3 protein-coding genes are annotated in these 16,053 nt (G+C 45.5%); all 3 read left to right on the top strand.

Features of this window, described 5'->3' with window-relative positions; all coding sequences use genetic code 11:
* Positions 1-19: 19 nt before the first annotated feature.
* The 3 genes from HP399_RS16485 to tycB all read left to right on the top strand — a co-directional run bounded on the left by HP399_RS16485 (position 20) and on the right by tycB (position 16,014).
* The gene (locus HP399_RS16485; RefSeq protein ID WP_173617632.1) at positions 20-1,168 is read left to right on the top strand and encodes an AI-2E family transporter; all 1,149 of its coding nucleotides are present in this window, start codon (positions 20-22) and stop codon (positions 1,166-1,168) included.
* A 708-nt stretch (positions 1,169-1,876) separates the two neighbouring features.
* Positions 1,877-5,155 (top strand): tyrocidine non-ribosomal peptide synthetase TycA, encoded by a 3,279-nt coding sequence (tycA, locus tag HP399_RS16480; protein WP_173617631.1) that lies wholly within the window; start codon positions 1,877-1,879, stop codon positions 5,153-5,155.
* A gap of 89 nt (positions 5,156-5,244) precedes the next feature.
* Positions 5,245-16,014: a tyrocidine non-ribosomal peptide synthetase TycB gene (gene tycB / locus HP399_RS16475; protein WP_173617630.1), complete on the top strand. Its 10,770-nt coding sequence runs from the start codon at positions 5,245-5,247 to the stop codon at positions 16,012-16,014.
* The last annotated feature ends 39 nt before the right edge of the window (positions 16,015-16,053 follow it).

The following is a 16,053-nucleotide window of genomic DNA, read 5'->3' as shown; positions in this document are numbered from 1 at the left end:
GTTAGGAGTCAGCTAGAAAATGATGGAGAAAGTACACTGGCGAGATATAAAGAAATACATAATGATCGCGACTTACACCGTATTGCTGTTTGCTGTGGTCTGGAATTTTCCTTCTGTAAAGTCATTTATCTATGAAATATTTGACTTATTAGATCCTGTGATTTATGGGATTGCCATTGCTTACATCTTGAACATTTTAATGAGATTTTATGAAGAAAGACTCTTCTCACCCTTTAACCGCGGTAACAATCGAATTTGGTTAAAAGTAAGGCGTCCTTTTTCAATCCTGTTAACTCTGGCGACTGTCCTGGTCTTTTTTACATTTCTCATGTGGTTTATTGTCCCACAGCTTCTCACGAGTGTTTCCATGCTCGCGGCAAGTATTCCGAATGACATGCAATCATTAAAGGCTTTCGTCGATGGTTTTGCAGAGAGGTTTAACTTGTCCGGTGATTTATGGAATACACTTATGGAGAAGTGGAATGAAATTGTAAATAAGTTAGGCCATTTTTTCCTGACTTCCATCCCTGTATTACTGACGTACACGAAAATGTTTACCGTTAGCTTTATCGATGTCATCATGGGGCTGATGTTGTCCGTCTATTTGCTTCTCTATAAGGAAAAGTTGACGCTCATTGCGAAAAAACTCGTTTATGCCTATTCGTCAAAAGCAAAGGCGGATCGGGCTGTAGAAATTGGACAAATCACCAATCGCGCATTTAGTGGCTTTATCTCAGGCCAGCTAACAGAGGCTCTCATTCTTGGCGGGCTTTGTTTTGTAGGTATGTGGGCGTTTAACATGCCGTATGCACTGCTTGTGAGTGTGATCATTGGCGTAACGAGCATCATTCCGATTTTTGGTGCTTATATCGGGACGATTCCGAGTGCCTTTATTATTTTAATGATCGATCCCGTGAAGGCTATTTGGTTCATTGTCTTTATTCTTGTCTTGCAGCAAATTGAAGGTAATTTTATCTATCCAAGAGTGGTAGGTAATTCAATTGGATTGGATGGCTTATGGGTGATAGTAGCCTTATTGGTTGGGGGAGCATTGTTCGGTTTGATGGGAATGCTGCTTGGAATCCCTGCTTTTGCCGTCGTATATACCCTCGTCAGAAGCACGACGAACAAGCGACTGAAGGACAAGAATATTATCCTGAAAGAATAGGTGTCCACCGTTTCGATTCCTCAATGAAATCGTAAATCAAAAGGCTCACACTTTCGAATGAACCTAGAAAGTGTGAGCTTTTTTTGTAAGGATTGAAGAACGTTTTAGGTAAAAAGTAGTGTTATTAACAAAAATTTCCTATTTTTTAACTGATTTCCAAAACACTCTCTGTTATAATGAATAACAGTTTCTCAAACAGGTGCATATGAATACGTTATTCTGCTGGATTGTAAGGAGGTGTGCAGGCCAGCACAATTGTTTTCAGGTAACGTATTTACATTGTTCGAAATGGTCAGTAATCATGTCCTGAATCCATTAGGCTAGAGGGCTAGAGTACACGTTTTAATTAAAAAATGGAAGGTGACTTTTGTCCTGAAAACTGCATGGAGCAAACAGGGAATTATCCCCATTGTGAAAAAATGTAAAATCGAGGAGAATTTGTAGGTGAAAATTGGTTCATGACCATAGTAATATGAATATGGGTAATACTTACAGAAAAGATACAAAAACCCACATATTTTGTTACATTGGGCCATTATATTAAATGGTGTTGATGAGGGAGTTTCCAATGTGAGCCATTCGTCACTGAGGCTTCATCTTCAGATTTAGCGGACCATTTCCTTGTAGTGTCGTTCACTTGTTTGGCCATCACATTGTATTGTCACACTTCATGATAGACAAAAGTTTGCCAATTATCGGAGGGGACATATGTTAGCAAATCAGGCCAATCTCATCGACTTGGAGTGGGAAAAAGAACAGGTAGCCTTGTTTAATGATACAAAGGTTGAATATCCACAGGATAAGTCGATTCATCAGTTGTTCGAGGAGCAGGCAGAAGCTGTGCCACACCGAGTTGCTATCGTTTATGAAAATGAGCGCTTAACTTACCAGGAGCTCAACAGGAAGGCCAACCAATTAGCAAGAGCACTGGTCGAAAAAGGGATTACAACAGACAGCATCATCGGTGTGATGATGGAGAAATCCATTGAAAATGTTACAGCTATTCTGGCCATCCTCAAGGCTGGCGGAGCGTATGTTCCTATCGATATCGAATATCCCCGAGATCGGATTCAATATATCCTGCAAGACAGTCAAACCAAAATCGTCATCACCCAGAAAAACGTCAGCCAACTTGTTTATGATGTCGGATACCGTGGTCCTGTAGTCGTACTCGAGGAAGAACAGCTGGATTCTCGCTCGGATTCCAACCTTCACTTGCCAAGTAAACCTACTGACATGGCGTATGTCATCTATACTTCAGGCACAACCGGCAAGCCGAAAGGAACCATGCTGGAGCATAAAGGGATCGCTAATTTGCAATCATTCTTTCAAAATACGTTCGACGTAACACCTGCAGACAGGATTGGACAGTTTGCCAGCATGTCTTTTGACGCATCGGTATGGGAAATGTTCATGGCTTTACTAACCGGTGCCAGCCTCTACATCCTTTCCAAACAGACGATTCATGATTTCATCAGTTTTGAAAATTATTTGAATGAAAATGAATTGACCATCATCACGTTGCCACCCACTTATTTGACCCACCTCACCCCAGATCAGTTTACTACACTTCGCATCATGATTACGGCAGGTTCAGCTGCCAACTTCCCTTTAGTGAATAGATGGAAAAACAAAGTCAGGTACGTGAATGCATACGGACCTACGGAAACAAGCATTTGCGCGACGATTTGGGAGGCACCTTCCAATGTGCTCGTCAACCAAACGATCCCAATCGGGAAACCGATTCAAAATACGTCCACTTATATTGTCAATGAAGAGCTACAATTGCAGCCAATTGGCAGTGAAGGCGAATTATGCATAGGTGGAGTAGGTCTAGCCAGGGGATACTGGAATCGTCCAGATTTGACCGCCGAAAAATTTGTGGATAATCCGTTCGTACCAGGAGAGAAAATGTACAGGACAGGAGACCTGGCCAAATGGCTGCCGAATGGCGAAATCGAGTTTCTCGGCAGAATCGACCATCAAGTGAAAATCAGGGGTCATCGGATCGAGTTGGGAGAAATCGAGTCTGTTTTGTTGAAACATGAACAAATAAAAGAGGCAGTAGTAATCCCTAGAGAAGACCAACATGCTCAACCTTATTTGTGCGCTTATTTTATTTCGCAACTGGAAGTAACTCCTGCGCAGATCAGAGAATATGCCGCTCAAAAGCTTCCTGCGTACATGCTTCCTTCTTATTTCGTGAAGCTGGATAAAATGCCACTCACGCCGAATGACAAAATTGATCGCAAAGCTTTGCCAGAACCTGATGTTACTGCTGAGACAAATCCTGCATACGAACCTCCTAGAAATCAGACAGAATCGATTCTCGCAACCGTGTGGCAAGAAGTATTGGGAATTGAGAAAATTGGGATTCGCGACAATTTTTACTCGCTCGGTGGGGATTCCATTCAAGCGATCCAGGTCGCTGCTCGTTTGCATGCCTATCAACTAAAGCTAGACACGAGAGATTTACTGAATTACCCGACAATTTCACAAGTTGCTCTCTATGTCAAAAGTACGACGAGGAGAAGCGAGCAGGGAATCATCGAAGGCCCTGTTACCTTAACACCAATTCAACAATGGTTCTTTGAAAAGAACTTTACGAATATGTTCCATTGGAATCAATCGTATGTGTTGTACCGCGAACAGGGATTTGATCCTGAAGCTATCCGAAAGACCTTGGATAAAATCCTTTCGCATCATGACGCGCTACGCATGGTCTATCGGAACGAGAATGGGAGAATTGTTCAACAGAATCGTGGATTGGATAGCGAATTATTCCATTTCCTTCAATATGATCTGACCTCGCATTCGGATGCCCAGCAAGCAATCGAAGAAGAGACAAAACGATTGCATGGCAGCATGAATTTACAAGAGGGACAGCTGGTAAAGGCAGCTCTATTCCATACGCTCCAAGGCGATCATTTGTTTTTGGCCATCCATCATTTAGTCATGGATGGAATCTCTTGGCGCATTCTGTTTGAGGATCTAGCAACTGCATACAGTCAGGTACTAGCAGGAAAAGAAATCGTTCTCCCAGAAAAAACGGATTCTTTTAAAAATTGGGCAGTATGGCTGAATGAGTATGCGAACAGTGATGCATTGATGAGAGAAATCCCGTATTGGGAGAATCTCGAATCAGGAGCTAGGAATGCTTCCCTCCCAAAAGATTATGACACGGTGGGCAGCAAACAGAAGAGTATCCGCAACATACAGGTCGGATTGCTAGCAGAAGAAACCGAACAATTGTTGAAGCAGGCAAATTCTGCTTATCAAACAGAAATCAATGATTTGTTACTGGCAGCATTGGGGCTGGCCGTTGCAGAGTGGAGCAGGCTTGACCAAATCGTGATTAATATGGAAGGGCATGGGCGCGAGGATGTGATCGAACACGCTAACGTGACAAGAACAGTCGGATGGTTTACGTCCCAATATCCAGTTTTACTAGATTTGAGTCAAATGAATCACTTACCTGACCATATCAAATGCACGAAAGAAAACCTGAGGAAGATCCCTAATAAAGGCATTGGCTATGAAATTTTAAAATATATGACAGAACCGGAAAAACGACGTTCCTTGTCCTTTTTCTTGCAACCTGAAGTGACGTTTAACTACTTGGGGCAATTTGACTCAGGCCTTAACAACGAATTGTTTACCCGTTCTCCGTATAGTTCAGGTAACACGCTTGGTGCGGATGGAAAGAACAATCTGAGTCCTGATTCCGAGATTTATACCGCCTTGAATATTACAGGAAGAATTGAAGGTGGCGAGCTTCTCATCACGTTTACGTACAGCGAGGAGCAGTTTAGAGAAGAGTCCATTCATCAACTGAGTGAGAACTATCGAAAACATCTCCGGGAGATCATCACTCATTGCTCTCAGAAAAAAGAAGTCGAACGGACTCCTAGTGACTTTAGTCTAAAAGGACTTGAAATGGAAGAAATGGACGACATCTTCGAATTACTTAACAGTACGCTTAAATAAGTACTTGCTACTATTTTTAGGGTTAAACATACTCTTGATTTACATTTTTATGTAAATATGACAAATAATGTGGATATCGAGGTGCCGGAATGAGTGTTTTTAGCAAAGAACAAGTACAAGATATGTATTTATTGACGCCCATGCAAGAGGGAATGTTATTTCACGCCTTGCTAGACGAAGAACATAACTCTCATCTTGTACAGATGTCGATTTCGATTCAGGGCAATCTTGATGTTGGTTTGTTTACCAATAGCTTGCATGTGCTGGTAGAGAGATATGATGTGTTCCGCACGCTGTTTCTCTATGAAAAATTAAAGCAGCCTTTGCAGGTTGTCTTGAAGGAACGGCCCATTCCCATCCTATTTTGCGATTTAACTGCATACGACGAGCAAGAAAAACAGCAGCGCTACACACAGTACAAAAGGAATGACCAAGAGAAAACCTTTCATCTGGCGAAAGATTCGTTGATGAGAGTGGCTATTTTCCAAATGACGGAGAGCGAATACCAAATTATCTGGAGTTTTCATCACATACTCATGGATGGTTGGTGCTTTAGCATTATTTTTGATGACTTGCTTTCCGTCTATTTATCCTTAAAGAACGGGGCTCCGATTTCCCTTGAACCGGTGCAGCCTTACAGCCAATTTATTCGTTGGCTGGAAAAGCAAGATAAAGAGGCTGCCCTCGCATATTGGAGAGGCTATCTGGAACAATTTGAACAGCAAACTTCCTTGCCGAAATTTGGGAAGTCTTCTAGCAAAGCCTTTCTACCAGCACAATATCGTTTTGTGCTGGACCGCATGCTGACGCAGCAGCTTTCTGCGATCGCAAGTCAAAATCAAGTGACATTGCCGACTGTGATTCAAACCTTATGGGGGATTCTCCTCCAGTCCTATAACGGTACGAATGATGCGCTATTCGGCTCTGTTGTATCCGGCCGACCAACTGAAATCGTTGGAATCGATAAAATGGTTGGGTTGTTCATCAATACCATTCCATTCCGCATTCAAGCGAAAAACGATCAAACCTTTGCCGATTTGATACAGGATGTGCACCAAAGAACACTGCAATCCCAATCGTATGAGCATGTGCCTTTGTACGATATTCAAAACGATTCCGTATTGAAGCAAGATTTGATCGATCACTTGATGGTCATCGAAAACTACCCGTTAGTCGAGGCCTTGCAGAAAAAAGTAGCGACGCAGCAAGTAGGCTTCACCATTTCTGATGTCGAGATGTTTGAGCCTACCAATTATGACATGACCGTTATGGTAATGCCCAAAGAAGAGATTGCGATGCGGTTTGATTATAATGCTGCTGTTTTCGATGAAGCCTTTATTCAAAAAATGGCTGGCCACCTCAAGCAGATCGCGGCTTGCGTGGCAAACAATCCGAAGGTCAACCTACAACAGGTTACCTTGCTGACAGAAACTGAAAAACAACAGCTAATGGCCAGAAACCTTGATACTTCCGCTGCCTATCCAACGAAAACCATGCACGAGCTCTTTATGGAACAAGTGGAAAGGACACCTGATCAGGTTGCTGTTGTATTCGGAGAACAGCAGTTGACGTATCGGGAGCTAGATGAAAAGTCCAATCAGCTCGCCAGATTTTTGAGAGGAAAAGGGATTGCAGCAGACAGTCTGGTTGGTACGATGATGGATCGTTCGATCGAGATGATTGTTGGAATTCTTGGGGTTTTGAAAGCTGGCGGTGCGTTTGTACCGATTGATCCAGAGCTTCCAGAAGAACGAATTGCCTACATGCTTGAGCATAGCGGGATTCGATTGGTAGTGACCCAGCAGCATCTACTAGAGAAAGTCTCTGCCTCTACTGAAAAAATAGATATCAGCGCTCCAGCCATCTGGGAAGAGAGTAGTGCGTCTGTAGAAACGATCAATCATCCAGATGACTTGTTTTATATTATCTACACTTCAGGAACGACAGGTAAACCAAAAGGCGTCATGCTTGAGCATAAAAACATGGCAAATCTGATGCACTTTACGTTTGCCAAGACCAACATCGATTTTCATGAAAAAGTATTGCAGTATACCACATGCAGCTTTGATGTTTGCTATCAGGAGATTTTCTCTACGCTGCTTTCCGGGGGACAGCTCTATCTCATCACGAATGAGATGAGACGTCATGTAGAAAAACTGTTTGCATTTATCCAGGAAAAACAGATCAGCATTTTGTCCCTCCCTGTATCCTTCTTGAAATTTATCTTTAACGAAAAAGATTATGCGCAAAGCTTCCCGCGTTGCGTCAAGCATATTATCACAGCAGGGGAACAGCTCGTCGTTACTCATGAGCTACAGAAATATCTGCGGAACCATCACGTATTTTTGCACAATCATTACGGGCCGTCGGAGACACATGTGGTAACCACCTACACCATGGACCCAAGCATGGATATACCAGAGCTGCCACCCATCGGAAAACCGATAAGCAACACAGGCATTTATATCCTGGATGAAAAGCTCCAGATGAAACCAGAGGGCATTGTTGGGGAGCTGTATATCTCTGGTGCGAACGTAGGAAGAGGGTATTTGCACAATCCAGAGTTGACTGCGGAGAAGTTTCTCGAAAACCCGTATCAATCAGGAGAGAGAATGTATCGAACGGGTGACCTCGCTCGTTGGATGCCAGATGGCAATATCGAGTTTTTAGGGCGAATCGACCATCAGGTAAAAATCAGGGGTCATCGTATTGAGCTGGGAGAGATCGAATCACACTTGCTCAACCACGCCTTAATTAAGGAAGCCGTGGTCATCGATAGAACGGATGAGACTGGCGGTAAGTATTTGTGCGCCTATGTCGTTTTGACAGAGGAAGTGAGCAACGAGGAGCTGCGTGCGTACTTATCACGAACGCTGCCGGAATATATGATCCCGTCCTTCTTTATGAAGCTGGAGCGGATTCCGGTCACACCTAATGGAAAAACAGACAGAAGAGCCTTGCCCATACCTGAAGGGAATGCTTTTAAGGGAGCAGATTACCTTGCTCCGACAACCGAACTGGAACAGAAAATGGCAGCGATTTGGGAAAGCGTACTCGGCGTGTCCCCGATTGGCATTCAGGATAATTTTTTCACACTGGGGGGCCATTCGTTAAAAGCGATTCATCTCATTTCCCGGATGCAAAAAGACTGCCAAGCAGATGTTCCGCTTCGCGTGTTGTTTGAGAGACCAACCATTCAAGAAATCGCCAAGTATGTGGAAGGCGAAGCGGAAGTAACCTATCTCGCTATTCCGCGGGTCGTCATGCAAGAGCAGTATCCTGTATCCTCTGCGCAAAAACGCATGCTCATTTTAAACCAGCTTGATCCGGCTAGTACGGTGTACAATTTGCCCGTTGTGACGGTACTCGATGGGGCATTGAATGTGCAGCAGCTGGAGCAATCCATTTCCAATCTGGTGAGTCGTCATGAATCGCTGCGAACCTCCTTCCATACCATCAACGGTGAGCTGGTTCAACGCATCCATCAGGACTGCAAACTACCAATCGCCTACATGGAAACGACAGAAGATGCTTTGAATCAAGTCATCACGGATTTCATGCGTCCGTTTGATTTGGAAAAAGCGCCATTAAGTCGGGTTGGACTGGTCAAACTGGGAGAGCGGCGCCATGTCATGATCATCGATATGCACCATATCATCTCGGATGGAGTGTCATCGCAAATCATCCTGAATGATCTTGCTCAGCTCTATCAAGATAAATCCTTGCCAGAGCAACGCATTCAATATAAAGACTTCGCGGTTTGGGAAAAAGGTCTGGCACAGACAGACGAATACAGAAAACAGGAAGCGTATTGGACCGAGCGATTCGCTGGTGAAGTTCCTGTCTTGAACCTGCCTTTGGACTACACTCGACCGTCTGTTCAAAGCTTTGAGGGTGAACGTTATCTATTCCGCTCTGAAAAACAGCTGCTGGATGGCTTGCAACGAGTGGCGGTCGATACTGGTACTACGCTCTACATGGTGCTCATGGCTGCCTATCATGTTTTGCTCGCAAAATACTCCGGGCAAGAAGACATGGTGGTCGGAACCGTGACAGCTGGAAGAACGCACCCTGACACAGAAAGCATCACGGGTATGTTCGTCAACACACTGGCAATGAGAAATCAGCCAGTGGCAACGAAAAGCTTCAAGCAATTTTTACGAGAAGTGAAGGACAATACACTCTCTGCATTTGAGCATGGGGAGTACCCGTTTGAGGAACTCGTCGAAAAGCTGGCGGTCAATCGAAATCGAAGCCGTAATCCATTGTTTGACACATTGTTCATTTTGCAAAACATGGATGCCGATCCGATCAAGATCGAAGGCATGACAGTGACGCCTTACGTGCCAGAAGGCAAAATGGCGAAATTCGATTTGTCGCTCGAAGCAACCCAAGACCACGCGGGTCTCATGTTCTGCTTCGAATTTTGCACCAAGCTGTTCAAGCAGGAGACCATCGAACGCATGTCGCGTCATTACATCCAAATCTTGCAAGAAGTCATTCGGAACGCGGACTTGGCTCTCTATCAGATGGAGATGCTCACCGAGCAAGAAAAGCAGGAATTGCTGGTCCAGTTCAATGACACATTCAAGCCTGTTCAATTGGAAAGCACACTTCCACAGCTATTTGAAGAACAAGTAGGGAAAACCCCTGATCAAATCGCGCTGGTTTGCGGGGACAAAAAGTTGACATATCAGGAGCTCAATAAGAAAGCCAATCAGCTTGCTCGTACATTACGGAAAAAAGGAGTAAAGGCTGACCAACGAGTTGGGATTATGGCAAATCGTTCCTTGGAGATGGTGATTGGAATCCTTGCCATTCACAAGGCTGGCGGAGCATACGTGCCTATCGATCCAGAATATCCGAATGATCGCATTGCCTATATGCTGGAAGACTGCGAAGCCCGTCTGGTGCTTACTCACGAGCATCTTGGAGCAAAGGTTGCTGTTGGAGTGGAATGCCTGTATCTGGAGGATAAGAGTAACTATTCTCGTATCACGACAAACCTTGACCCGATTCATACGGCTACCAATCTGGCTTATATCATTTACACATCGGGTACGACAGGCAAGCCAAAAGGGGTCATGGTGGAGCACCGAGGTATTGTCAACAGTGTGACGTGGAACAAAGAAGAGTTTGCCTTATCTGTCCATGACAGAGGCTTGTTGGCTCTATCCTTTGCTTTTGATGGTTTTGTCCTTACCTTCTTTGCATTGATTCTATCCGGTTCAACTGTTGTCTTAACGAAGGATGAAGAAGCCAAAGATCCGATCGCGCTCAAAAACCTGATCTCAACATGGAGTTGCAGCTACACGTTGTGCGTGCCGAGTTTGTTCCAGGCGATTTTGGAATGCAGCACCACCGACGAGATCAGTCCGATGAAAATGGCTGTGCTCGGGGGAGAAAAGCTATCGCCGAAGTTAGTTGAGATGTGCAAAGAGATGAACCCGCAGATGATTGCTGTCAATGCGTACGGTCCGACAGAAAGCAGTGTTATCGCCACCTATCTGTGCGATACGCTCCCGGATTCTCCGATCACCATTGGACGGCCAATAGCAAACACAAGCATATACATCGTGGACCATTCGCACCAGCTGCTACCAATCGGGGTAGTGGGAGAGATATGCATAGGCGGACTCGGTTTGGCACGTGGATATTGGAACAAACCAGAGCTTACCGAGGAGAAGTTTGTTTCCAATCCATTTGAGCCAGGTGAACGCATGTACAAGACGGGCGACCTTGGCAGATGGCTCCCTGACGGTACGATTGAATTCGCAGGACGCCTGGATGAACAAGTAAAAGTGAGAGGATACCGGATTGAGATCGGGGAGATAGAATCGGTTCTTCTCAGCTATGAAACGACAAATGAAGCGATTGTCGTAGCTTATCAGGATGGAAGCGGGGACGCGTATCTGACCGCCTATTTCACCGGGAAAGACAACATCTCGGAAGCGGCGCTTCGAACCCATCTATCTCAAGAACTGCCAGCGTATATGGTACCGCCCTATCTGATTCAACTGGATGCTTTCCCGCTCACGCCAAATGGCAAGATCAATCGCAAAGCGCTGCCGAAGCCTGAAGGAAAGCCTACAACAGGTGTGGAGTATGTCGCCCCTGCCAATGAAGTAGAGGCAACACTAGCAAAGATTTGGGAAAACGTCCTTGGCATCTCCGGCATCGGAGTGATGGATAACTTTTTTGAGCTGGGCGGACATTCCTTGAAAGCTATGACGGTAGTGGCGCATGTGCATCGGGAGTTTCAAACCGATCTTCCTTTGAAGCATTTCTTTGAACAGCCTACCGTTCGAGCCTTGTTCAGGCTGATAGCAAACAGTGAGAATGCACCAGATGAATCGATTCAACCAGCAGAACCACAAGATTACTACCCGGTATCATCTGCCCAGCAGCGGATGTACGTGCTCCATCAGTTGGAAGGCGCGGGTATCAGCTACAATACGCCTGGGATGATCATGCTAGAGGGTCAACTGGATCGCGATCAATTGGTGCAAGCGCTGCAAGCATTGGTAGATCGTCACGAAATCTGGAGAACCTCCTTTGAGATGGTAGGAGATCAGTTGGTCCAAAAAATTCATGACCACGTGGAAGTGGAAATGGACTATCGGAGTGCAGAAGAACACCAGATCGATGAAATTTTCCATGCGTTTGTCCGTCCATTTGATCTGGCTGTTCCATCACTGCTGCGCATGGGTCTCGTGCAAATCTCGGATGAACGTCATCTTCTCTTGTATGACATGCATCACATTGCTTCGGATGCCTCGTCCGTCACGATTATCTTCAATGAACTAGCGGAATTGTACCAAGGCAGACAATTGCCAGAGCTGCGTATCCAATACAAAGATTTTTCTGTCTGGCAAAAACGCTTTAACGAGTCAGATAACTTTAAGAAGCAGGAAGAGTATTGGCGCTACGCGTTTGAGGGACATAACACTGTCTTGGAGATCCCGACAGATTATCCACGCCCAGCTGTGAAAAGCTTTGAGGGTGATCAAATCGTACTCGCTACCGATAGACCTCTGCTGGAAGCTTTACACGCGCTGGCTGCAGAAACGAAAACGACCTTGTTTATGGTCTTGCTTGCCGCCTACAATTTGCTGCTCTCGAAGTATACAGGGCAGGAGGATATCGTTGTCGGAACACCAATCTCCGGCAAGACGCGCGCTGAGCTCGAACCGATTGTCGGTATGTTCGTCAATACGCTAGCAATCAGAAACAAACCGACAGCAGAGAAGACCTTCAAGGAGTTTCTGATGGAAGTCAAGCAGAATGCCCTGGATGCCTATGATCATCAGGATTATCCGCTGGAAAGTCTGGTTGAAAAGCTTGGCATTCAACGTGATCCGGGACGCAATCCACTTTTTGATACCATGTTCATTCTGCAAACCGACGAACTGTACCAAAAAACAATGGGTCAACTGACTTATCATCCCTATGAATCGACGAGCGCACTTGCCATTTCAAAGTTCGACCTGTCTTTTCACCTGACTGAACGGGAAACAGACCTGTTGCTGCGACTGGAGTACAGCACCAAGCTGTTTAGAAGAGACACCGTAGACAGAATGTCGCGTCATTTCATGCAAATTCTACGCAACGTTACGGTAGAACCTGACATGCCGCTTCAAGCGATTGAGATGCTGACGGCAGAAGAAAAGCAGTTGTTACTAGTGGAGTTCAATCATACAGACAGAGAGTTCACGGAAGACCAGACCATACAACAGCTCTTTGAGGAACTGGCAGCGAACACGCCTGATCAAACGGCTATTGTATTTGAAGAGAAGAGCATGTCATACCAAGAGCTCAATGAAAGAGCGAACCAGCTAGCCGCGGTTTTGCGGGAAAAAGGGGTAGGTCCTTCTAAAATCGTCGTCATGATGGTAGAGCGTTCCTTGGAAATGGTCATTGCAACACTCGCCATTTTAAAAGCTGGCGGAGCCTTTTTGCCTGTCGATCCTGATTATCCCGAAGAAAGAGTTCGCTATATGATCGAGGACAGTCAGTCGAAGCTCGTGCTTACCCATTCTCATTTGATCCACAAGGTGTCCAGTCAGGCAGAAATTATCGATTTGGACGACGCAGGGAGCTATTCGTCGCATTCAGACAATTTGCTTTGCATCAACAAGCCGTCTGATCTTGCCTATATCATTTACACGTCCGGTACCACTGGCAATCCAAAAGGAGTCATGCTGGAGCACAAAGGGGCAGCCAATCTACAGGCGGTTTTCAAGAATCAATTCGGCGTAACCCCACAAGATCGGCCAGGACATTTTGCGAGTATCTCTTTTGATGCATCGGTGTGGGATATGTTTATGGCTCTATTGACAGGGGCGACCTTGTATATTATCTCGCGTGATACGATCAACGATTTCCGCAAATTTGAGGAATACGTCCACAAAAACGGAATTACTATTCTCACGTTGCCGCCGACGTATGCCATTTATCTTGAGCCTGACCGTATGCCGTCATTGCGTATCCTGATTACTGCTGGATCGGCAGCATCTACCGCGTTGGTAGAGCAATGGAAAGAGAAAGTGACCTATATCAATGGATACGGCCCCACAGAGAGTACGATTTGCGCGACACTCTGGAAAGCTGTGCCGCATGAACCAGTTGGTCAGACCATTACGATTGGCAAACCGATTCAGAATACGAAGCTGTTCATCGTGGATGAACAAATGCAATTGAAGACAGTTGGTCAAATAGGTGAATTATGCATCAGCGGGGTGGCGCTAGCTAGAGGATATTGGAATCGACCTGAATTGACGGCAGAAAAATTTGTCGACAATCCGTTTGTGCCTGGAGAGAAGATGTATCGCACCGGGGATCTAGCCAAATGGCTTCCGGACGGAAATATCGAGTATCTCGGCAGAATCGATCATCAGGTGAAGGTACGCGGTCATCGGGTAGAGCTGGGCGAAGTCGAGAGTGTTCTGTTGCGATATGAGTCGATTATTGAGGCAGCAGCCATCACACATTTGGATGACCAGGGGCAACCTTACCTGTGCGCATACTATGTAGCCGATGGGGAAGCAAGTCCGGCACAACTGCGAGAATTTATGGGAAAAGAATTGCCAAATTATATGGTTCCCTCCTTCTTTGTTCAGTTGGATAAGATGCCGTTGACACCGAATGACAAAATTGACCGCAAAGCATTGCCGAAGCCAAGCCACGAAGAAAAATCGGGCAGAGAATATGAAGCACCGCAAAACGAACTGGAACACTTACTTGCAACTACTTGGGCAGAGGTATTGGGAATTCAGCAAGTGGGAATGAAAGACAACTTCTTTGAATTGGGCGGAGATTCCATCAAAGCGATTCAGGTATCCACGCGTTTGCACGCATCAGGCTGGACGCTAGCGATGAAGGAACTGTTCCAATATCCGACCATTGAACAAGTTGCTGCCCATGTCATACCGAACAACAGAGAGAGCGATCAGGGAGTAGTAGAAGGCGAGATTGGCTTGACGCCCATTCAGAAGTGGTTCTTCGAGTGCAATTTCACAGACCGTCACCACTGGAATCAGGCTGTCATGCTGTTCCGAGAGGATGGCTTTGATCCGGGACTTGTTCAGCAGGCATTCTATAAGATCGTCGAGCACCACGATGCGTTGCGCATGATATACAAACAGGAAAATGAGTCAATCACACAAATCAATCGAGCGCTAACTGGTGAGCGATTCCGCTTCCACTCGTATGACTTGAAAGACCATGCAAATAGCGCCGCTCATATTTTGGAGTTGTCTGATCACATCCAAAGCAGTATCGACTTGGAACAGGGACCACTCGTCCACTTGGCACTCTTCTCCACTACTGAAGGGGACCATTTACTGATTGCCATTCATCATCTGGTCGTGGATGGCGTCTCATGGCGCATCTTGTTTGAAGATTTTTCATCTGCCTATTCGCAGGCTCTCCATAATCAGGAGCTCGTCTTGCCGAAAAAGACAGATTCATTCAAGGATTGGTCAGCTCAATTGCAAAACTATGCGGAGAGTGACGAGCTTTTACGTGAAGCTGCGTACTGGCACAACCTCGAGAGCACGAGCTCGGCAGAAAAGTTGCCAACCGATTTTGTTACAGCAGATCGTAAACAAAAGCACACCCGTACAGCGAAGGTCGAGTTGACAGCGCATGAGACAGAAAACCTTTTACGTCACGTTCATCATGCCTATCACACAGAAATGAATGACCTGTTGCTGACTGCGTTGGGATTAACCGTGAAAGAGTGGGCGAATACCGACTACGCTGTCATCAACCTGGAAGGTCACGGGCGCGAAGATATTCAGAATGAAATGAATGTGACCAGAACGATTGGGTGGTTCACATCCCAGTTCCCTGTCGTGCTTGATATGGAAAAATCAAAGGACTTGTCATATCAAATCAAGCAAATCAAAGAAAGCTTGCGCCATATTCCGAAAAAAGGAATTGGCTACGAGATTTTACGCACGATGACGGCGGATCAACTGCGTCCATCCCTGCAATTTAGCCTGCAACCGGAAATCAGCTTTAACTACCTCGGGCAATTTGATTCGGATGTAAAATCTGGCGGATTTACTTTCTCGCCACTGGGTACGGGTCAGCTTTTCAGTCCAGAATCGGAGAGAGTATTCTTGTTGGATATTTCTGGCATGATCGAGGATGGAAAGCTCCAGATCAGTTTTGGCTACAGCAGTCTCCAGTATAAGGAAGAAACCATCGCGAAATTGGCAGACAGCTATCGGAATCACTTGCTCAGCATTATTGAGCACTGCATGTCAAAAGAAAATGGAGAATTGACCCCGAGTGATCTGGGTGATGATGACCTTTCCATGGAAGAACTGGAGAACATCCTGGAATTAATCTAATCGGGCGACATGAGAAATGCTATTCCTCCAATAAAAGCT

Source organism: Brevibacillus sp. DP1.3A (genome assembly GCF_013284245.2).
In the GTDB taxonomy this organism is placed as follows: domain Bacteria; phylum Bacillota; class Bacilli; order Brevibacillales; family Brevibacillaceae; genus Brevibacillus.
This window is presented reverse-complemented; position numbering and strand designations above follow the sequence as displayed.

Coding starts and splice junctions, on each gene's coding strand:
- HP399_RS16485 (WP_173617632.1), top strand. CDS start 20: ATGATGGAGAAAGTACACTGGCGAGATATAAAGAAATACATAATGATC.
- tycA (WP_173617631.1), top strand. CDS start 1,877: ATGTTAGCAAATCAGGCCAATCTCATCGACTTGGAGTGGGAAAAAGAA.
- tycB (WP_173617630.1), top strand. CDS start 5,245: ATGAGTGTTTTTAGCAAAGAACAAGTACAAGATATGTATTTATTGACG.